Origin of the sequence: Paenalcaligenes sp. Me131 (genome assembly GCF_050487225.1) — a bacterium.
Taxonomy (GTDB): Bacteria; Pseudomonadota; Gammaproteobacteria; order Burkholderiales; family Burkholderiaceae_B; genus Paenalcaligenes.
Genome location: NZ_JBKQGY010000001.1, coordinates 1213706 through 1230472 on the forward strand (window position 1 = coordinate 1213706; position 16767 = coordinate 1230472).

The 16767-nt window shown below is 49.5% G+C and carries 28 protein-coding genes; 16 read left to right on the forward strand and 12 right to left on the reverse strand.

Annotated elements, in window-relative coordinates:
* Positions 1-465: 465 nt before the first annotated feature.
* The 8 genes from ACLPHM_RS05925 to ACLPHM_RS05960 are packed head-to-tail and all read right to left on the reverse strand — an operon-like array spanning position 466 to position 4313.
* Positions 466-843: a hypothetical protein gene (locus ACLPHM_RS05925; protein ID WP_430220326.1), complete on the reverse strand. Its 378-nt coding sequence runs from the start codon at positions 841-843 to the stop codon at positions 466-468.
* Positions 843-1205: a DUF1064 domain-containing protein gene (locus ACLPHM_RS05930; RefSeq protein ID WP_430220327.1), complete on the reverse strand. Its 363-nt coding sequence runs from the start codon at positions 1203-1205 to the stop codon at positions 843-845. Before ACLPHM_RS05930 ends, ACLPHM_RS05925 begins: the two co-directional genes overlap by 1 nt.
* The gene (locus ACLPHM_RS05935; protein WP_430220328.1) at positions 1205-1648 is read right to left on the reverse strand and encodes a hypothetical protein; all 444 of its coding nucleotides are present in this window, start codon (positions 1646-1648) and stop codon (positions 1205-1207) included. The genes ACLPHM_RS05930 and ACLPHM_RS05935 overlap by 1 nt, the downstream gene beginning before the upstream one ends.
* On the reverse strand, positions 1645-1944 hold the full coding sequence (locus tag ACLPHM_RS05940) for a hypothetical protein (RefSeq protein WP_430220329.1): 300 nt from the start codon (positions 1942-1944) through the stop codon (positions 1645-1647). Before ACLPHM_RS05940 ends, ACLPHM_RS05935 begins: the two co-directional genes overlap by 4 nt.
* Positions 1941-2726 carry an ATP-binding protein gene (locus tag ACLPHM_RS05945; RefSeq protein WP_430220330.1) on the reverse strand — a complete coding sequence of 262 codons (786 nt, stop codon included), beginning with the start codon at positions 2724-2726 and terminating at the stop codon, positions 1941-1943. The genes ACLPHM_RS05940 and ACLPHM_RS05945 overlap by 4 nt, the downstream gene beginning before the upstream one ends.
* On the reverse strand, positions 2710-3561 hold the full coding sequence (locus tag ACLPHM_RS05950) for a hypothetical protein (protein ID WP_430220331.1): 852 nt from the start codon (positions 3559-3561) through the stop codon (positions 2710-2712). The genes ACLPHM_RS05945 and ACLPHM_RS05950 overlap by 17 nt, the downstream gene beginning before the upstream one ends.
* The gene (locus ACLPHM_RS05955; RefSeq protein ID WP_430220332.1) at positions 3558-3902 is read right to left on the reverse strand and encodes a hypothetical protein; all 345 of its coding nucleotides are present in this window, start codon (positions 3900-3902) and stop codon (positions 3558-3560) included. Before ACLPHM_RS05955 ends, ACLPHM_RS05950 begins: the two co-directional genes overlap by 4 nt.
* Entirely contained in the window at positions 3903-4313 is a 411-nt protein-coding gene (locus tag ACLPHM_RS05960) for a Ref family recombination enhancement nuclease (protein WP_430220333.1), read from the reverse strand. It lies immediately after the preceding gene.
* Here ACLPHM_RS05960 and ACLPHM_RS05965 point away from each other — a divergent pair.
* Positions 4312-4503, forward strand: a complete 192-nt coding sequence (locus ACLPHM_RS05965) for a hypothetical protein (protein ID WP_430220334.1) — start codon at positions 4312-4314, stop codon at positions 4501-4503. The genes ACLPHM_RS05960 and ACLPHM_RS05965 overlap by 2 nt on opposite strands.
* A gap of 502 nt (positions 4504-5005) precedes the next feature.
* On the opposite strand, the gene ACLPHM_RS05970 is transcribed toward ACLPHM_RS05965, so the two are convergent.
* On the reverse strand, positions 5006-5317 hold the full coding sequence (locus tag ACLPHM_RS05970) for a hypothetical protein (RefSeq protein ID WP_430220335.1): 312 nt from the start codon (positions 5315-5317) through the stop codon (positions 5006-5008).
* On the reverse strand, positions 5310-5888 hold the full coding sequence (locus ACLPHM_RS05975) for a hypothetical protein (RefSeq protein ID WP_430220336.1): 579 nt from the start codon (positions 5886-5888) through the stop codon (positions 5310-5312). Before ACLPHM_RS05975 ends, ACLPHM_RS05970 begins: the two co-directional genes overlap by 8 nt.
* A 66-nt stretch (positions 5889-5954) precedes the next feature.
* Between ACLPHM_RS05975 and ACLPHM_RS05980 the strand changes: the two genes are divergently transcribed.
* Positions 5955-6125 (forward strand): hypothetical protein, encoded by a 171-nt coding sequence (locus tag ACLPHM_RS05980; RefSeq protein WP_430220337.1) that lies wholly within the window; start codon positions 5955-5957, stop codon positions 6123-6125.
* 70 nt (positions 6126-6195) lie between these two features.
* Complete coding sequence (locus ACLPHM_RS05985) at positions 6196-6441, forward strand: hypothetical protein (RefSeq protein ID WP_430220338.1); 246 nt, start codon at positions 6196-6198, stop codon at positions 6439-6441.
* Positions 6442-6612: 171 nt separating this feature from the next.
* Here ACLPHM_RS05985 and ACLPHM_RS05990 read toward each other — a convergent pair whose 3' ends face one another.
* Positions 6613-6876 (reverse strand): transcriptional regulator, encoded by a 264-nt coding sequence (locus ACLPHM_RS05990; protein ID WP_430220339.1) that lies wholly within the window; start codon positions 6874-6876, stop codon positions 6613-6615.
* A 48-nt stretch (positions 6877-6924) separates the two neighbouring features.
* On the opposite strand from ACLPHM_RS05990, the gene ACLPHM_RS05995 reads away from it, so the two are divergent.
* From ACLPHM_RS05995 to ACLPHM_RS06045, 11 genes are all read left to right on the forward strand, one after another.
* Positions 6925-7299, forward strand: a complete 375-nt coding sequence (locus ACLPHM_RS05995; protein ID WP_135866778.1) for a helix-turn-helix transcriptional regulator — start codon at positions 6925-6927, stop codon at positions 7297-7299.
* 149 nt (positions 7300-7448) lie between these two features.
* On the forward strand, positions 7449-7769 hold the full coding sequence (locus ACLPHM_RS06000) for a hypothetical protein (RefSeq protein WP_430220340.1): 321 nt from the start codon (positions 7449-7451) through the stop codon (positions 7767-7769).
* On the forward strand, positions 7756-8292 hold the full coding sequence (locus tag ACLPHM_RS06005; RefSeq protein WP_430220341.1) for a hypothetical protein: 537 nt from the start codon (positions 7756-7758) through the stop codon (positions 8290-8292). Before ACLPHM_RS06000 ends, ACLPHM_RS06005 begins: the two co-directional genes overlap by 14 nt.
* A gap of 195 nt (positions 8293-8487) precedes the next feature.
* A complete protein-coding gene (locus tag ACLPHM_RS06010) occupies positions 8488-9138 on the forward strand; it encodes a hypothetical protein (RefSeq protein ID WP_430220342.1) in 651 nt (216 codons plus the stop codon).
* Positions 9139-9601: 463 nt separating this feature from the next.
* Positions 9602-9793 carry a hypothetical protein gene (locus ACLPHM_RS06015; RefSeq protein ID WP_430220343.1) on the forward strand — a complete coding sequence of 64 codons (192 nt, stop codon included), beginning with the start codon at positions 9602-9604 and terminating at the stop codon, positions 9791-9793.
* Positions 9794-10182: 389 nt separating this feature from the next.
* A complete protein-coding gene (locus ACLPHM_RS06020) occupies positions 10183-11184 on the forward strand; it encodes a hypothetical protein (RefSeq protein ID WP_430220344.1) in 1002 nt (333 codons plus the stop codon).
* 500 nt (positions 11185-11684) lie between these two features.
* Positions 11685-11885, forward strand: coding sequence for a hypothetical protein (locus ACLPHM_RS06025; protein ID WP_430220345.1), 201 nt, complete (start codon positions 11685-11687; stop codon positions 11883-11885).
* A 3-nt stretch (positions 11886-11888) separates the two neighbouring features.
* Complete coding sequence (gene ssb, locus ACLPHM_RS06030) at positions 11889-12392, forward strand: single-stranded DNA-binding protein (RefSeq protein WP_430220346.1); 504 nt, start codon at positions 11889-11891, stop codon at positions 12390-12392.
* A gap of 71 nt (positions 12393-12463) precedes the next feature.
* Positions 12464-12799, forward strand: a complete 336-nt coding sequence (locus ACLPHM_RS06035) for a hypothetical protein (RefSeq protein WP_430220347.1) — start codon at positions 12464-12466, stop codon at positions 12797-12799.
* A gap of 14 nt (positions 12800-12813) precedes the next feature.
* The gene (locus tag ACLPHM_RS06040) at positions 12814-13605 is read left to right on the forward strand and encodes a DUF2303 family protein (RefSeq protein WP_430220348.1); all 792 of its coding nucleotides are present in this window, start codon (positions 12814-12816) and stop codon (positions 13603-13605) included.
* Positions 13606-13762: 157 nt separating this feature from the next.
* The gene (locus ACLPHM_RS06045; RefSeq protein WP_430220349.1) at positions 13763-13996 is read left to right on the forward strand and encodes a hypothetical protein; all 234 of its coding nucleotides are present in this window, start codon (positions 13763-13765) and stop codon (positions 13994-13996) included.
* Positions 13997-14196: 200 nt separating this feature from the next.
* On the opposite strand, the gene ACLPHM_RS06050 is transcribed toward ACLPHM_RS06045, so the two are convergent.
* The gene (locus ACLPHM_RS06050; protein WP_430220350.1) at positions 14197-14838 is read right to left on the reverse strand and encodes a hypothetical protein; all 642 of its coding nucleotides are present in this window, start codon (positions 14836-14838) and stop codon (positions 14197-14199) included.
* Between the two features lie 75 nt (positions 14839-14913).
* Here ACLPHM_RS06050 and ACLPHM_RS06055 point away from each other — a divergent pair, with 75 nt between their 5' ends.
* Together ACLPHM_RS06055 and ACLPHM_RS06060 are read left to right on the forward strand one after the other, a co-directional pair.
* Positions 14914-15402: a class I SAM-dependent methyltransferase gene (locus tag ACLPHM_RS06055; protein ID WP_430220351.1), complete on the forward strand. Its 489-nt coding sequence runs from the start codon at positions 14914-14916 to the stop codon at positions 15400-15402.
* A gap of 7 nt (positions 15403-15409) precedes the next feature.
* Positions 15410-16750: a hypothetical protein gene (locus tag ACLPHM_RS06060; protein ID WP_430220352.1), complete on the forward strand. Its 1341-nt coding sequence runs from the start codon at positions 15410-15412 to the stop codon at positions 16748-16750.
* Positions 16751-16767 lie beyond the last annotated feature (17 nt).

The window sequence follows — 16767 nt, forward strand, 5'->3', positions numbered from 1 at the left end:
GCACAGTATTTTTGTATGAACACAGCACCATCGCTCTAGCCAAAAAAACCCTTAGAGATCGCCTAGTCAATACAACATTTAGATAGGCCTAACCAAAGAAAAGCCCGGCAATCTTTCGACTGTCGGGCTTTTTTTTCACCATTGCACTTTCAATAGACGTGACTTCTCGACCTCTATGTTACCGTTTGCGTTACCGAATGTGCGATGCGATGTTATCGTTCGGTAACATTTGCCCTGACGGACGCCAAATATACATATCTCCATAGCGCCCCGGCTCTGGCTTAACTATCTCTACCAACCCGTGCTCCTCTAATGCACGCATTGCCCGCTGAATTCCTCTCTCATACTTGGCACGCTCTCCTTTAGGCAATACACGTCCTTTAGATACGTGACGGACCAACTCATACATCCGAAACTCGCGACCAGGATAGCAAGACAGCAAATCACCAGCATTGGCATAAATACTCATTTAAACGCCCCCCAAACTTTTTTCCTAAAACTCAACAGCGCCAACCTGTAGTAGTCCACTGTTATCCCTATCTTCCGGCTGGCCACCTCTGCCCTAATGTGGTCGGGCATGTTGCCGTACTCTTTGACCCTTGTGTACTCAGCGTGTAGTACCCTGCGGTCATCGTGGTGCAGCTTTAGGTAGATCCCTTCTACACGCTGCGCACGCTCATAGTTCACCGGTGTGTTGTCTTGCTCGTCCCCATCAACCTCTTGGAATGGATATAGGCACTGACGATGCTCCTGTGCGATGCGGCGCGGCCCCGGCATACTGCCCTGCCAATGCATACGTGCCCAGTTCTGAATCTCGTACTCGACCCAAGTAGGTATTTGCATCACACCTCCTGTACTTCAATTCCATGTACCTGCAACATCAGAGCGCTTTTAAGCACGAACACATCAGTACGCACCCCTTTCACATCCTCTACAACCTGTACGCCATCACGCATATAAACGAAGTCAGCGTAGTAGGTGACAACTCGCACGGCAGTACCGTCTGACTTACGCTGCGTAGGTATCAGCTCGTAGCGTTTCTGTAGTTCAAGATCAGTAATCTGCCCTGCCTGAAGCAATAGTTTTAGTGCCTGGTACCGTCGTGCTTCTTTCTTGCTATCGAACTTATGACCGTCCACCACGGTTTTGACGTTCTTGTACTTGGATATTTTCTTGCGCCCCCGCGCTGTTATGACTGCTACCATCACAGCCTCCACAGCATTGGCTTGGTGCTTTTGAAAGCATTGAACACCTGCGGCACACCGCGCTTTAACCCAAAGTGGTGCAGCGTATTGCTATATCCCGACTTACGCACCAGTTCTAGGTATTTGTCAGCTATAGCTGTTCTGGACGACTTATCCCACCAGCAAGCAATTACCGGCTGGCACTGCTCAAGCTGCTCTAATGCCCACTCGCTTACCTCTGGCCAATAGGCATCACGGGCTATATTTGGGTCCAAGAACAACAGATCAACGCCGCCCCCGCCCATTGCTTTAGCTTTCATTTCACAGTTGCCCACTGACACGCGATCAATGCTCAGTGGCTCACGCAAGAACACAAACCCAACTGATGGCACAGAAGCATCCCACTGATTACGGTATCCAATGGTGCAGCGATGATCTTTTGACCTGATATACCCCCCACTCATGCCGCCTCCAATTGCGCCAGCACGATGCCAAACGGTGCGCCTATCTCTTTTGCTCTTGCAATAATCACAGCCAGAGAGTCGCCTTTGGCTTCATACAGTGTCAGCGGCTTTCTAAATCCACCAAGCTCTACGCTTCCTGCCTTCTTCACCAGGGACTCAGCTATAAGCGAATAAATAGACCAATAGGCCGTGTGCTTTGGCAGACCCGATAACTCAGCAATATCAGCCGCACTCAATGCACCGCCATGCTTTAACATTGCCTCGTAGACCACCTGCTTACTACTTTTCTTGCTCACGCTGCCGCCTTTGCCCTGTGGCTATCCCAGTTAAACACCACGGCCTTGCCGCCCCCTTCGCGCAAACGGTCAAACACACGCTCGCCCAAATACTCTTTCAATGGCCCCATAGCTAAATTACTGATAATGATGGTGGGCTTCATCTGCTCATAGCGACCGTTGATAATCTCGAAAAGGATCATTTCTTCAGTGGCACTACCAAACTGCACCCCAACCTCGTCAATGATCAGCAGGTCTGGTGCGATCAACGCATTAATGGCTTGGCGTTCCGTCTGTGTAGCGCCATGGCCATAGGTTTCTTTAACACTGCGTACAGCCGACAGCACCGAGGTGAAAACTGCCGTGTATCCCTGAGCGATCAAAGCATGCGCTGCAGATGCCGCTAAATGGGTTTTCCCCGTGCCTACCGTTCCCATCAAAATCAGGCTACGACCAGCGGCAAGGCTATCCGCAAAGTTTTCTGCATACTCACGCACCGTTTCCAAAGCCTTGGCAGAGTTAGGGCATGTCGCACGATAGTTTGCAAAGCGTCGATCCATGAAGCGCGGGGGAATGGCAGCACGCTGCATAGTGTTATTCATCACTGCTTGACGTCGCCCTGCGTTGATATCGTCAATGATCTTCTGCTCATCACCCTTGTTGTCCTTGTCTGCACATTGCGGGCAAGTAGTCCAAAACTGAGTGCTGCGAAGTTTTACATGCTGTGATTGGTATTCCCCATGCTGGTCGCAGTTATGCGTGGCTGTGTCCAGATCCTGAATCACCTTAGAAACTTCCATCATCGCTCACCCCTTTGCTGTAATCCTGATCCGAAAAACTCCCGCCCTGCCCGCCGTTACTTGATGGCTCTGGCGACTCCACAGGCAAGCCATCCTCCCAACGATCTTGGTTTAGGTACGTCAGCGATGACGGTTCATACCCACGAATCCAGTCTCTAGTCTTTTTCATCGCCTCCAAGTGCGTTAAGACCTGATCCGCTATCTCATCAAGGTTTTTGGCCTTCCAAGCCTTGGCGCATTTTGACTTCGCTGTCCTGCGGTTGTTTTTGCTCGGGTAAGCATCCCAAAATTCTTGGAATCCAATTTTGGGTTCAGGCACGGAGCTTGGTTCACCAGAACCAGACGAAGTAGGTATTACTTCTGTTTCTTTATCTGCATCTGTTTCTTTATCTGTACCCGTTACGGTTGCGTTACGTAACGCGTTACCATCACCAGAGGGGACGCTTTCCTGCTTTGGCTCTGGATTTTCAGGTGCTGCAGGTTCAGCTTTTTTCTTCTGGCTTTCACGATAACGACGCTGACGCTCGGCATTGGTAGGGTCTACATCACTACGCATCTGGCGCTTATCCCATGCCAAGGGCTGCCAGTCAGCATCAATCAGGCCCGCTGCCACCAGACGCTTCTTAACGTCACGGATAACGGCATGATCAATCCACAAACGCTGAGCAACAATGCGATCCAACAAATCAGGCTCACATGCCTGATCTAGCGCACCATCCGATTTCAGGGCGAGAATGCCCATAAAGTGACGCTGATCCTCAAACGCCAAAGAAATCATCTTTGGGTCATTCAGGAAGTCCGTGTACATACGGAACCAAGGCATTTTCTGGATACTCATACCGCCCTCACATACGTTCTAACTGAATGACCCTTGGTGTAGCGGCAGATCGAAGGCATAGAGCCTGTGATGCGCACTAAACCGCGTCTTTGAGCTAAACGACCAACCGCCCCCCAAGCGTTTGAGCTTGGCGGTACCAGATCAGGATGATGCTCCGCTACGTATAGACGGAAGTGTGTAATCGTGAATTGCTCGTCCTGCTTGCGCACCCATGCTTCAAACAGCGACATAATCCGTTCGCCCCAATTAGGCGTTACAAACTCAGCATGGCTTTGTGCCAGCGCTATTCCTTCATCTGCCAATTGCTTGCCAGTGAGTTTTGTTGGTATCATTTGAGTCATTCAATAGACCTCCGTGTAACGTTGAATCGCCCCCAGAACTGTTGCTGCAGTTGCTGGGTTTTCTTTTTTCATGCCTGCAGCTTCTATCGCTGCCTCCGGCACATCTACACCACGCTCTAGCAGCATTCGTATGCACTCGCGTAGTAAATCCATTTGCTTGCCGTAACGAGCCTCAAACTGGCCTTTGTTTGGGTGCACTGCGATACGACCAGGTGCGCCGGTACCGTGCTGATGATTCCCTGCAGATAGCGGCAACACTAACCAGTGCGCGGTCGGCTTTGTTCTGCCATCAATGTGATGAATACTCACCATCGGATCGAAGAAACCGTCTTTGAGGCTGGCAATACAACCCAAGCTAGCCATCTGATCGTGAAAACGCTTTTGCGCTGCCGTAACTGGACGACCTTTCATGCCACGCGAGCTCATAGGCTTCTTCTTGCTGGTCGTGGGCTTTTGGGGGCGGTTCATGCCTCCCTTTGATTCCCACGGCTTTTTAGCGCGTAGCGGCGTCTTGCTGGCCCGTAGAGTGCTGTTCCATACTTTCATCGCCGTACTCCCGCATTTACAATTTCGGAAGTTATTACTCGCCATGCAAGAATAGAAAAATATCGCTCACACTCCTTATTGATTACAGCCAACCTAGGAAAGAACATAATGCTGAAAAGTAGAGTCATCGCACACTGCCTCGTGAACTTACGCACAGGTTTCACTCTGGAACAGGGTGAAGACATCGTGTACCAAACATTCCGAAACGAGTTTCCTAAAGAACGATTTGAAAAATGGAATACAGAACTTCCCGAAGAGGTTGCTCTACATATAATTAAAGCGGTTGGTGAACCATCATGGATTAGAGTTGATGGCATGATTCGGGACCTTTGGTAGCTAACAGTTCGTTAAGCTGTGTAGCTCTAGCTCGCGGTAATACGCCCACACTCCTCGAGAGCCCGTGATCAAGAGTTGCGTCATCAAGCTCTGCTAGCTCTTTTGCTAAAACCTCACTTACTGCCGATAAAAAAGAAGCCGCACTAGCTGGCGTTACAGCACCTAGATTTAAAACAAGCACTGGGATGCTCCGTTCCTCTAATTGAAGACTCACAGTCATGCTACGCATCACCACCTCCTATATTTCCGTTATTCGCAGCAGCTTTCAAAGACGTTGGCAATGTGAACACCAGCCCTTTACTCGCAATCAAACGCACAAAGTCAGCCGGCGGCAGCTTCGCTAAGCTATCGACACCTGTTGCCTTATAAATTGCAGCCTTGATCGCAAAAGTACGAGATATCCTGTCTTGGTCGTGCTCTACATCAAACGCTTTCGCTACACGAGGGTTGTTAAACCAGCCAAATTTAAATAGGTCTGTGTAGTCGGTACCGTAGGGCGGCTTTGCGCCCCCAATGAAGCTAGATTTAGTCATTTGGTATCACCAGCCCTCTCATAAGCATCACTTGCTCTATCGCTGCTCTGGCACCTCTAGCTGTACCGATGGACTCACATAGCTCTTTATGTGCCACGAAATGCGCCTCGTCAGAAGCGTTCTCACTCAAAGCAATAAGAGCCAGCGTCGCCTCGGTGTTTTCTTTCAGTACAACCTGAGCTTTCTTGCTCGGATCAAACTCACCATCAGGACACGCCACCATCATTCGTGGCGAATAGCCGAATGGACGCAAGATTTCACATACATAGCCGTAACGCAGGTCGTTAGGCATTGCCGCCAGCACAGACTGCTCAAAGTTCATCGGCATAAAGTTGGACTCTTTAGTTTTGTCATCCAGCCAACGGAAAATACGATCTGCAGCGTTCTTGGCTAACGTGAAGGGATCACCATTAGTTTCAAAACGAATGCCTGTCACCTCGGCCATGCCAAACTTCTGGTGGGCCTCCACAATTGCCAGCGCTACAGCCTCCCTACTTCCCACACGAACACGCCATAGATCCACGTAGTGCATCAGCGTTGCTAATTTCGAGCGGTGCGATTCATTTCGCATGACCATGATTCCTGTGTTGAGTAAAGTGCTTTCATGCACGTAAATGAATAGATAAGGGGCTAACCCATGACCCAGACCGAACGACTACCGCAACAAGCCAAATCAATCTGCGCCGGCGTCACTGAAAACTCAGAAATCAGTGACCAACTGCTGTGCTCTGTGTTTGAGCGTCTATGCGTAGAGCAAGACATGCGAGAACCTACTGAACCACTTCAACACTCGCATGACCTGCATTAATGGGCGGTCAATCCCAGTCGGGTATATTCAGAGATTCCAATAACCAAATTTTTCCTAAAAGGAATTGACCGTGGACAACAGAAAACCTCAAATCGTATTTACCTTTACCTCTAAAGAAAGGCCCGCTTTTGTGCCTGAGAATTTAACGCTACCGCCAAACAGCGAGCTTCAATTACATGACGCTATTCGATTTGAAGGGGGTGAAAAGGTATGGGTAGTAGCCGGACGGCTACTTGAGATAGCTAGAGATGGATCCAGCACAATGACCATCACTCTTTCCGATTTACCAAATACAGCAACGCTCCAGAACGCTTAACCGAAACCTTGATCCGCCCCCCTTTCTGTTCGAGCGATATTGCGGGGCGGATCAACCACAGAACAAAACGAGCATATAAATTACGCATGGACACCACCTATGAAAAACAAACCTGAAGAACAAAAACCACTCGAACATGAAAAATCGAAACCCGCTCTGTGTTGATCGGGGTTATGAGCCTTGAGCTGCTACCCTCTTTCGCGACGAGGCCCGCTTTCTCAGCACAGACCAATCAACCGAGAAGCACAGGGACTCACAAAGAACCCCCGTCAGGCGCTCAATTTCAGGAGCATGTCGAGCAGGAACCTCCCTGCCCGGACGCTTCCACTGATTGAAAGCCCCTCTCGTAACCCCTAAAGCGCGTGCCAAAGCCGCCTCCGAGCCGAAGGCGTTTGCCGCTTTTTCTAATGACTTTTCGATAGATTCTTGTTTCATTACTAGAGTCTAGTTTTTCTATACCAATAAGTCAAGAATATATAGACCATGAGCGTGCAGATTTTCTATACACTACGAAGCATGGATATCAAAGATTGGATTCTTGCTGCTCGTAACCACGCCAAAATCACCCAAACTCAATTGGGCGATAGGCTAGGTGTTAGCAAAGGAAATGTGTCTGCATGGGAAAATGGCAGACATGAGGCTAGCTACGACCAGTTAATCAAGATCGCTGAAATCACAGCCTACTCAGAGCCGCTGCCAGGTCTGGAGCAAGGCATCAAAGTCGTCCCTACTAGCGTGTGGCCATTTCAAAAGGTCAGCGAATCCAAGATTAAAAGCCTTCAGAGCGATGAGCGTATCCAACTGGAGACCGCCATACTGCTCTCCGCAGCACAGCTCGGCTTAGATATTAAAGCCTGAACACCACCGCATACTCAGCCTTCCATACTTATGGCGGGCTAAAGTCATGCTAACAAGTAGCACCCGTAGCAGTAACACCGCGCACAAGGCCGTATCGCTGCGGTCTTGTATAGAACTTGAGCGACGCACCCAAACCTTTAGGAAATTTAATGAGCGATCAAGAGGATCAAAATAGCCCCGATTTTGACTTGGGACAAGCAACGGCGGATCTTTCGCTTGAAGATATAATTGAGTTTTTCAACGCAAAGCTTAAAAACCATAATTGCCCTGCTTGCTTAGAGAACAGTTGGACTGATGTTCGTGCGGCAGACTCTATTCATGGCCTTATCGCTCAACCCTTAAATGGGCCTGTAACAGTACCAGCGCCAATGTATCCTCTTGTGAGCGTTAGTTGCAATAATTGTGGATTTATTAGATCCCACATGGCTGCTTTCGTTTTATCATGGAAAGAGAGCAATGGGAAAAAATAATGACAGTCAATACCAAGACTCCACATCTTCTCATTTACGACTTCTTGTCTCTAACGGTGGAAAATCGAGTAACATCAGATCTACACTAGATGCTGTAGTGACAACCACTCAAAATTACAGTAAAAATAGCGTGGAAAACCAAATATCTCGGCCTGAGCTCGACGCCAAACTCGAAACCATCGAAGCAAGGATGGATGGGAGGCTTGCGCGTATTGAGGATCGTTTTGCTTCGATGGAAAAAACCATGGAGCAGATTAACCAGTCACTAGAAAAGCAGAGAAACACGCCGTGGAAAGCAGCGTCCGCCACTATCGCCGTGATGCTTGCTACGATTATTGCCGTTGGAGCCCTTGCGTTTACTGCGTTCGACTCCGGCAGAGAGACAGCCCAAGTTGCCGCTGACGCTAAAGCTGATATTGCCGCCAGTGCCGCGGAAGTCAAAGAAATGATTAAGAGCCTACAACAAGCGCAACAGGCTCCTGCTCAAGCCGCACCACAGCCTGCGACCCAGCAAGAAAAGTAACCCTGCTTTGTTCAAGATACGCCGCCTCTATAGGCGGCTTTTTTATGGGCGGTCATATTTCTAGGTAAACCTTATAATAGCTGCTATCGGCCAGAAGCAGTCTTTCGTTCATTGATCTATAAGATCTACCCAAAACTGAGATCAAAATTTTTAGGGGTGACTTAATACAGCCGTTAGCATTCATCAGGAAGCATTATGGAAAAACTATTCGAATACATAAATAATGAGTGGTCGGTAGTCTCACAAGCTCCGTTTACGTTTCTTATTCTTTGTACAATTATGTTCGGCTCGGCTTACTTCGTTGTGAAATGGCAGTTTACTGCTGTCATCGAGCATACAAGGGCTTCGAACGAAGTTTTGAAAGAGCGCCTACTTCTAAAATCCGAGCAGGCTGAGTCTTATAAGGATAGAGCTCTAAAGTTTGATGATAAAGTACAGCAGGTCGTCGATTCAGATTCTGTAGCCTTGAAGGAAAGAACATTAGAGATGGTGAAAAACCTACGGGCGTTTATTGAGAGGCATAAACGAGAAGATGACCGTATAAGCGCTATTGCGCATTCCGCGATGCGCTCGGCTCAAACTGAAGAAGAACGTGATGCAGCTTGGGAGCGAAACACAAACGAAATCATGTGGCTCTCAAGTGAACGAAACGCAGAATATGATCGTCGTTTTCGGGTCGATGCCATCATGCTGCGAGATGAGCTTAGGTCTCGGCTCCCCAGTTACGAAACACTAGAAAGACATCACGACATGATGTATGAACATCCGACAAACTACTTCGGGCTCAATGATGTTGCTAGCGACTTAGAGCGTATGGCAAAAATGCTAACAAGTGCGTCAAACTGACGCACTTACGCGTCGCTTCATTACGCAATTTACACAAGTGTTAGCTGCCACTTACAGCTTCTCGCTACTCGTCACTGGATCCTTTGAGCTTCAGAGTCTTTTAACTTCTCTGTTAGTAATTTAGCTGTCTACTCTGGGTCGATAGCAGATATACACAACAAGCTAAAAGCTGATCAACCAGACTAGCCAAGCCAACGCTCTCACACCCAAGCCCTCCTCCGAGGGCTTTTTTGCGTCTGTAGCTATGGCTTGCATCACCGCCCAGTCGAAACAAAGTTTGACTATACACTGTGTTTTTATACAGCTAATATAGCATTTGGCAGATTTGCCTAATTCCCTTTCACCCTTACCGGCGTCAGCCTGAAGGCCAGCAGCATCTGCCCTCCCGCTGATTTTATTAACTTACTTTCCCTTTTGATAACGCAAGCGCATGGACGCTGATAAAACATAGAAGGAAGTCAGGATGGCAACAACACCAGCAAATCGCCAGCCAGCATGGGATGAAGCGCAAGAATCCCTATCAATGTCGATTTCTGTGGTCAGAGCTTGGGCTGTATGCCCCGAGCAGTTTGATCAAATCAGCCGTGAAGATCGAGCAAACTTGTTTTTGTTGTTATTACAAATGCTCGAAACAGCACATCAAAAGTTAGGCTGATACCACTACCTACGAGACTTACAGCCCTACTCAAGGGCTTTTTTTAAATCTCATAAGTCTAGATATCCTAAACCCATGTATAGAAATAATTGACTTTAATGTCTAGCTTTTCTATACTTCATTTAACAACTCACCAAAGCCTAGCCCAGAGGGCAGCCAAACAGAGTTGTAAACGATCTTTAAAAACTCAACGTGTGGACCACACCGCCCTAGCAACATCGGGGGCGGCGAATAACGGCGCACAAAGACGCTACGTGCCTCGCTGTGAAGCGATTGGTGCGGAAGGGAAACGGCTGCGCCCAAGCACAAAGAAAAGCAAAAAACCGAATAGATGCATTCCTGCGATTGGCGTGAGGCCTTCAACATGCGCAGGGTTCGGCGCCCCCCTGATGATTTTGGTAGGGGGCGGTCAGGAAACCGTACCGCAGCATTTACGGAACCACGTAGTACCAACGGCTTGGAAACAGGCCGCTTTGGTGGATGGCTTCAACAGAGGCCAGCAACTGAAGCTAGGAGCGGATATGAGCCATTTTGCAGTATTAGTGATTGGGCCGAATGTTAAAGAACAATTGCAGCCCTACCATGAGTTTGAATGTACTGGCGAAGACGATCAGTACGTACAAGATGTGGATATTACGGAAGAATGCCGTTCGGGGGGGCTAGATGGGTATGGTCTTGAAGATGAAACCGTTGCCTCTGAATCGGAAGTAAACCTAAACGATACCCACAAGTACGGCTTCGCAGTTGTTGATGGCGAGGGCAACATCATCAAGGCAGTGAAACGCACAAACCCAAACAAGAAATGGGACTGGTGGGTTGTTGGTGGTCGCTGGTCTGGTTTCCTCAAGCTCAAGGCTGGCGCTACAGGTGATCGTGGTCGCCCAGGCTTGATGGGATCGCAGGCGAACAGCGGTGATGGTTACGCTGATGTAGCACTCAAGGGTGATGTTGACTTTGACGGTATGCGTGATGAAGCAGGCCGCGAAGCCGCTGTACGTTGGGACAAAGCTAACACGGCCCGTGACGGTAAGACTTGGGAAACTTGGGAGCACCTCCGCGACGTTGTTCACGCTGGCAACATCGGCGCTGCACGTGATGCCTACCATGTTCAAGAGGCGAAAGATGCTGTCGCCAAAGCAATGGGGCATCCATGGGACGGAGTGGACGAGTACCTAACGCCACGAGATCAGTACATTCAACAGGCACGTGACAGTGCAACCGTGCTCTATGCCTTCGTTAAAGATGGTCAGTGGATAGCCAAGGGCACCATGGGCTGGTTCGGTATGTCTGATGAAGATGGTACCCAAGAAGACTGGAACAAAAAGGTGAATGAAATGCTGGACGCCTTACCAGATGACACGCTGATTACCGTGGTCGATTGTCATATTTAACACTTATGGGATGGGAAGCTGCCTGTATATGCAGGGGCTAGAAACCCTATCCCCTTCCTTGATATTAAATAACGCCCCCTCTAAGCCCTATACGTAGGGCTTTTTGGCAGGCGCTCTGCGGGGGGATCGGTTCCCCATTGCTTACGTAGGCTTTGCAGAGCGTCTACCAAAACGCACGTTTGAGTAGGACAATAAAACTCCTACTCTTGATGCGACTCGCTGGCAGACGAGAGATAAAGACTTTGCCCGCATTACCCGCGATGCCGAGGAGCTAGGGGGCTGCGTGTCTGCGTAAACGACACGGTGGGGGAATTTGGGAATCCCTCATGAGATAGGCGGACGGCTGACCCAGCAGCGCCGGAGACGTAACCGGCACAAATTAAAACACCTTGCCACATGGTCCCTTCATCTATGAGGGTACCAAATACACATATAGATCAGCATAGATCTACCTACCCCCTCTCATGGGCATACCGCCCACAACTCAACAGGAAATCATCATGAGCATGCTTGCTAGCCTGTTCCTGTGGACGCTCGCCTTTGCTGTTGGCGGTACCGGCACATGGATTTGGCAACACCACATCCGACCACCCATCGACCCCAGCGAAGTAATACCTACCCAAGCCTACTTTTGGAGCTGGCTGGTCTGCATCACCATTTATGTAATCTTGGCCTTCACTGGCCCCTACCCCGGACACTAATCCATGGCTTCAGTTAACAAAGTAATTCTGGTGGGCAACCTAGGCCGTGACCCAGAAGTACGCTACGGCGCGGAAGGTAACGCCATCTGCAATATCTCAATCGCCACCACCTCCAACTGGAAGGACCGTAACAGCGGTGAACGCAAAGAAGAAACTGAATGGCATAGGGTCGTGTTCTACAACCGCCTAGCCGAAATCGCTGGCGAGTACCTGAAAAAAGGTCGCTCCGTTTACGTAGAAGGTCGCCTGCGCACACGCAAATGGCAGGGCCAAGACGGTAAAGACAACTACACCACAGAAATCATCGCTGACCAAATGCAAATGCTTGGCGGTCGTGATGGTGGCAATGACGGTGAGTACAGTGCGCCACCACAACAGCGAGCGCCCAACCAAAGCCCAAAAAACAACCCGTACCAAGCTGCGAGCCAAGGCGGTGGTGGCATCACCGACATGGACGATGACATCCCGTTCGCACCGCTTCTTGCGCGCTGTGAGTACGTGATTTAAGAAACAAACCACCCTGCCACACACCCCAACAACAGCCGCTTATCCTGCGGCTTTTTTAATCCGAGGAAATCATGAGCAATAAAACCTTTGGTGAGGTTCTTCAAGACCTCCGTTATGGAACCCTCCATGACGAACTAACCGAAAAAATGCAGGAAGTCGTGAACGCTTGCATTAATACAGGGAAGGTTGGATCACTTACCCTGCAAATCAAACTCAAGCCGGGAAAGAGCGGCGAACTGGAAATCACAGACGCCATTAAATCCACGGTGCCTGAGCTCGAAAAAGGCGGCTCCATCATGTGGGCCACGCCCGAAGGCAACCTCCAGCGCGAGGATCCACGCCAAATGACCATAGAAGGCTTGAAGTCTATTGGTTCCGAAAAACCCCAAACCCTTAAAACCGTATAAGGACAAAACAAGTTATGGAAAAAATCGTTTCTGATTCACTAGCCGCCGGCGCAGCACTTGGAAAGCCCGTTGCTATACCAGGCGCACCCAGTACATATGCTGTCGTACCAGAGGGCTACGAACTCATTGAACTTGAAGAGCATTTACCATCCCCCAATCGTGCAACCGGCACAGTGGTTATGGATGACGCTGATAGCTTTATCCAATACTTCAACAAATATGCAAATGACTCTAGCCAAATCTACGCAAAGCTGAACCCTCCTAGCTTCACTGGCGTGCTGAACGATCACACCTTTGAAAGTGCTGGCTGGAAAGACCACTGCGTTAAGTATGCCTGCCCATTCTCTGCTGAGTGGCTGGAATGGTCCAAGAGCGATGGCAAGGCGATGAAACAAGCTGAGTTTGCTGATTTCATTGAGCGCAACCTGCCTGACATTGTGGAACCAGTAGGTGCCGATATGCTTGAAATCTCCCGCAGCCTACAAGCCAAAAAGAAAGTGAACTTCGCTTCTGGTATCCGCCTCCAGAATGGGCAGACAGAGCTTACATACGAAGAAGAGATTCAAGGTACAGCCTCAAAAGGGAAGCTGCAAATTCCTGAAATCTTCTCCATTGGCATTGCTGTTCTTGACGGTGGCGAGGCCTATAAGGTCGAGTGCCGCTTGCGCTACCGCATCAACGACGCCCTCTTAGTGATGTGGTACGAAATGGTACGCCCCCACAAAATCATTGAAGATGCTGCGCGTGATGTGTTCACCAAAATCGCGACAGAAACCGAACAGCAGATTCTACGTGGCACTCCTTAATCCTATAGCAAACAAACCCCGCGCAAGCGGGGTTCTATGGAGAAGTAAACGTGTGGTGTAAGAAGTGTGCAGGCTGGTCCATCTTAGTAATTGCTCTATGTTTAGCAGCTGCTGGTGCACTGGCCTATTTCAATGAAGTGGTATTACGTGGTGGCCTATGAGCGAACCCGAAAAGAAAACAACATCCGATGGATACAAGCCTAAGCCCCGCATTCAGCATATTGAACCGGGGCAATTTTTTACCCTGCTCGCAGTAGATGGCGGTCACACATACAAAATGCTCAGCTGCTGCAAAACATACTGCTATCACTCAACAGGAAAAATCGCCCTCGGTACCGAAATCACTCCGACTGGTTTGGTGTTCGGCGAAGGCGGATGGAAGAATCTATGAAACGAACAAAGAAAGCTGTTACCCCTACCCTATCGCCGCTTGCCCAATACAACCTGCAGCGGGCGGAGGAAGCACAGACAGCGCATGGTGGCAAGTCAGTGCAGGCCATAAGCACCCGCGCTAGATATAACGAGCATCGAGAAAGTCAGTATATTTACTAGCCTCTAAAGCCACTTGAAATAGACCCAGTTGAGCCTATCTCACAGAAACTCAGGTATGAGGTAGTGCAAACCAGGCTTTGGTATATCTTTCAATACTGGATCGCCATAAGCTGTTTTGCGATATTGTTCTGCTGTTTTTGCTTCTTCTATAAAACCGTCCAGATTTTCGAGGGCTACTTTATTATCAACAACATGCATGACGCTAGTTCTGGCAACTCTAAGTTGTGAAATTACTGGATTCAGCACCTTGTGGTAGTTACAGTACGGCCATTCATAGAACGGTATTTGACCTATAGCGTCCACAGAAGTTTGGAAATTTCTAAAATTTGCCACCGAGAAACTCTCGTAAACATTTTTATGGTAGCTGGCATGTGAGGCCAACCAATAAAGAGACTGAACTGCCTCACTGATTAATGAGAGCACTCCAGTTATTTTTTTTCTATTCTCATCTTCCTTAAGTCTCGAAAGTTTTCGTGCCTGCCATAGAGCAACAACCACCGCCCCTGTTGTGCCTATCGCTGTCATGACCTCCCACCACTTGGCGCCAAAGAATAGAGGAACCCCTTTGGGGTCGTAAGTAATCATTGCCCCGATAGCAACCATTATTACAGCCCCTAGAGCCACTCCAGCCAATAAGCTAGCGACCATTAGCCCATCACAACTACATTTTTCTTTTCGCATACCCCCTCCATCCCATAGACGCACAAGTTTAGCTTAGTGCGTTTCTTTTTGCGCCTATACATAGGAGCTATTTACATGACACACCTTGTGCTAGATCCCTGCTGCGGTGGCCGCATGATGTGGTTTAACCCACAAGACCAACGCTGTTTATTTGGCGACATGCGGCACGAATCCCTAATCGTTACCGACCGCACTCACAAAGATGACGGCACAAGAGCCATTCATGTGCACCCTGACATGCAAATGGACTTCCGTGCGCTGCCCTTTCCCGATAACACCTTTTATCACGTTGCCTTTGACCCGCCTCACCTGGTACGGGCTGGCAAGCGTAGTTGGATGGCAGCCAAGTACGGAAAACTCGGGGACGACTGGCGCGAAGATTTACGCCTTGGGTTTGCTGAATGCTTCCGCGTACTGCGCCCACACGGCACGCTGAATTTCAAATGGAACGAAACACAGATACCAGTGCGTGATGTTCTGGCCTGCACCGACGTACTCCCCCTATATGGCCACCGCTCAGGTCGGCTGAACAAAACCCACTGGATCACCTTTATTAAGCCATGAGGCACACATGACACAGATACAAGCATACGAAGACATGAGCAAAGAAGCTCTGATAGAGCATCACCTCCACACACTACAGCAGCATGCAGATGATATGGAGATGCTGTCTAAAGAGTTGGCTGAGCGCCCCCACGCTAAGATTGATCGACCCATGGCTATTGGATGCGGTCGCTTTGGCATCGGCGTAAAAACATGCACTGTTCTAGATGCAGCGGCTCGCCATTACGATTTTGTGACTAGCGACGCTCAAGAGAAAAAACGACAAGAGCACGCCAAGCGTTTCATTGAGAACATCGCGAAATGCAGTCATGAATCAGCAGAAGGTACCGATCAAGCATGCCCATCATGCGCCGGTAGCGGACATAAAGACGATGTAAAGATGGTTTGGTGCGGCTGCGGTGACGGTTACCCAGAAAATAGCTATGACGCAGGGTTTATGGCAGCCACAGGGCATTGTGAGAACTGCGACACCACACCACAAGTACCCCCCGAACTTATCGAGCTAGCTAAAAAATTTAGCTTTAGGCCAGCCCCACCCTCAAATCCACCCATCACCCCATACTCAGAGGAAAAGCCCGATCAAGCTCTATTGATTAGTATGGCCTGCTGCCTTCATCACGGATTCGGGCTACTAAGTAAAAGCCAGCAAGACTCCATGCTCAACGATATGCGCAAGCTATGGGATGAGGTCATGGGACGTGGCTATTACTCTCCTTCTACCCGTGACCGCTATATAGCAATGCTCAATACTGGAGTCCAAGGCTCAAGTATATTTAAAGTGCTTACCGACCGGTTTAAAGTCAGCGCCGAACTACTGGGAACCACTGCTATGGTGGATACAACCACCGTTACTGCTGTTCCACCTGACGCCCCCACATACAACTTAGGCTTAGCCGCCGCAGCGGGTGTGCTAGGACCTGTGGTCACGTTCGCCATGAATGCGGCACGCTTAGCCGATGAAGCCGCAGTTATAGACAAACTGAACGGAGCCTCACCGACAACCGCACAGCTTTGGGCGATGAGTTGCGGCTATCCCGTATTGCCAGAGACATTCGTTCAGATTGCGCGTGACGTGCTTGGGCGTTATGGAACAAGTAAGAGCACCGAAAAAACAGGTGGTCTACAAGAGTTTCTGCATGAAGCTAAACGCGCTGGCATTACCCACCTCAACCCGAAACGCGCCTGCGGCAACCCGCAGTGTGGCTGGCAAGGCTTCACAGACAGGCTATGCGGCTCTGTCGGCCCTCTATGTCCCGAATGCGGCGAAACCACGGAGCCCATTTGCACCTGCCCATCCGGAGACGGATCACTGCGATGGCCTTGCCCTGTGCATCCGCCTGAGGAGTGAATGACCTAAAGCTGCAA

What these genes read in the sequence shown, in the direction of transcription:
- ACLPHM_RS05925 (WP_430220326.1), bottom strand. Translation starts at nt 843, where the DNA reads ATGCAAATACCTACTTGGGTCGAGTACGAGATTCAGAACTGGGCACGT.
- ACLPHM_RS05930 (WP_430220327.1), bottom strand. Translation starts at nt 1,205, where the DNA reads ATGGTAGCAGTCATAACAGCGCGGGGGCGCAAGAAAATATCCAAGTAC.
- ACLPHM_RS05935 (WP_430220328.1), bottom strand. Translation starts at nt 1,648, where the DNA reads ATGAGTGGGGGGTATATCAGGTCAAAAGATCATCGCTGCACCATTGGA.
- ACLPHM_RS05945 (WP_430220330.1), bottom strand. Translation starts at nt 2,726, where the DNA reads ATGATGGAAGTTTCTAAGGTGATTCAGGATCTGGACACAGCCACGCAT.
- ACLPHM_RS05950 (WP_430220331.1), bottom strand. Translation starts at nt 3,561, where the DNA reads ATGAGTATCCAGAAAATGCCTTGGTTCCGTATGTACACGGACTTCCTG.
- ACLPHM_RS05955 (WP_430220332.1), bottom strand. Translation starts at nt 3,902, where the DNA reads ATGACTCAAATGATACCAACAAAACTCACTGGCAAGCAATTGGCAGAT.
- ACLPHM_RS05965 (WP_430220334.1), top strand. Translation starts at nt 4,312, where the DNA reads ATGCCACGCGAGCTCATAGGCTTCTTCTTGCTGGTCGTGGGCTTTTGG.
- ACLPHM_RS05960 (WP_430220333.1), bottom strand. Translation starts at nt 4,313, where the DNA reads ATGAAAGGTCGTCCAGTTACGGCAGCGCAAAAGCGTTTTCACGATCAG.
- ACLPHM_RS05970 (WP_430220335.1), bottom strand. Translation starts at nt 5,317, where the DNA reads ATGACTAAATCTAGCTTCATTGGGGGCGCAAAGCCGCCCTACGGTACC.
- ACLPHM_RS05975 (WP_430220336.1), bottom strand. Translation starts at nt 5,888, where the DNA reads ATGCGAAATGAATCGCACCGCTCGAAATTAGCAACGCTGATGCACTAC.
- ACLPHM_RS05980 (WP_430220337.1), top strand. Translation starts at nt 5,955, where the DNA reads ATGACCCAGACCGAACGACTACCGCAACAAGCCAAATCAATCTGCGCC.
- ACLPHM_RS05990 (WP_430220339.1), bottom strand. Translation starts at nt 6,876, where the DNA reads ATGAAACAAGAATCTATCGAAAAGTCATTAGAAAAAGCGGCAAACGCC.
- ACLPHM_RS05995 (WP_135866778.1), top strand. Translation starts at nt 6,925, where the DNA reads ATGAGCGTGCAGATTTTCTATACACTACGAAGCATGGATATCAAAGAT.
- ACLPHM_RS06000 (WP_430220340.1), top strand. Translation starts at nt 7,449, where the DNA reads ATGAGCGATCAAGAGGATCAAAATAGCCCCGATTTTGACTTGGGACAA.
- ACLPHM_RS06005 (WP_430220341.1), top strand. Translation starts at nt 7,756, where the DNA reads ATGGGAAAAAATAATGACAGTCAATACCAAGACTCCACATCTTCTCAT.
- ACLPHM_RS06010 (WP_430220342.1), top strand. Translation starts at nt 8,488, where the DNA reads ATGGAAAAACTATTCGAATACATAAATAATGAGTGGTCGGTAGTCTCA.
- ACLPHM_RS06015 (WP_430220343.1), top strand. Translation starts at nt 9,602, where the DNA reads ATGGCAACAACACCAGCAAATCGCCAGCCAGCATGGGATGAAGCGCAA.
- ACLPHM_RS06020 (WP_430220344.1), top strand. Translation starts at nt 10,183, where the DNA reads ATGATTTTGGTAGGGGGCGGTCAGGAAACCGTACCGCAGCATTTACGG.
- ACLPHM_RS06025 (WP_430220345.1), top strand. Translation starts at nt 11,685, where the DNA reads ATGAGCATGCTTGCTAGCCTGTTCCTGTGGACGCTCGCCTTTGCTGTT.
- ssb (WP_430220346.1), top strand. Translation starts at nt 11,889, where the DNA reads ATGGCTTCAGTTAACAAAGTAATTCTGGTGGGCAACCTAGGCCGTGAC.
- ACLPHM_RS06035 (WP_430220347.1), top strand. Translation starts at nt 12,464, where the DNA reads ATGAGCAATAAAACCTTTGGTGAGGTTCTTCAAGACCTCCGTTATGGA.
- ACLPHM_RS06040 (WP_430220348.1), top strand. Translation starts at nt 12,814, where the DNA reads ATGGAAAAAATCGTTTCTGATTCACTAGCCGCCGGCGCAGCACTTGGA.
- ACLPHM_RS06045 (WP_430220349.1), top strand. Translation starts at nt 13,763, where the DNA reads ATGAGCGAACCCGAAAAGAAAACAACATCCGATGGATACAAGCCTAAG.
- ACLPHM_RS06050 (WP_430220350.1), bottom strand. Translation starts at nt 14,838, where the DNA reads ATGCGAAAAGAAAAATGTAGTTGTGATGGGCTAATGGTCGCTAGCTTA.
- ACLPHM_RS06055 (WP_430220351.1), top strand. Translation starts at nt 14,914, where the DNA reads ATGACACACCTTGTGCTAGATCCCTGCTGCGGTGGCCGCATGATGTGG.
- ACLPHM_RS06060 (WP_430220352.1), top strand. Translation starts at nt 15,410, where the DNA reads ATGACACAGATACAAGCATACGAAGACATGAGCAAAGAAGCTCTGATA.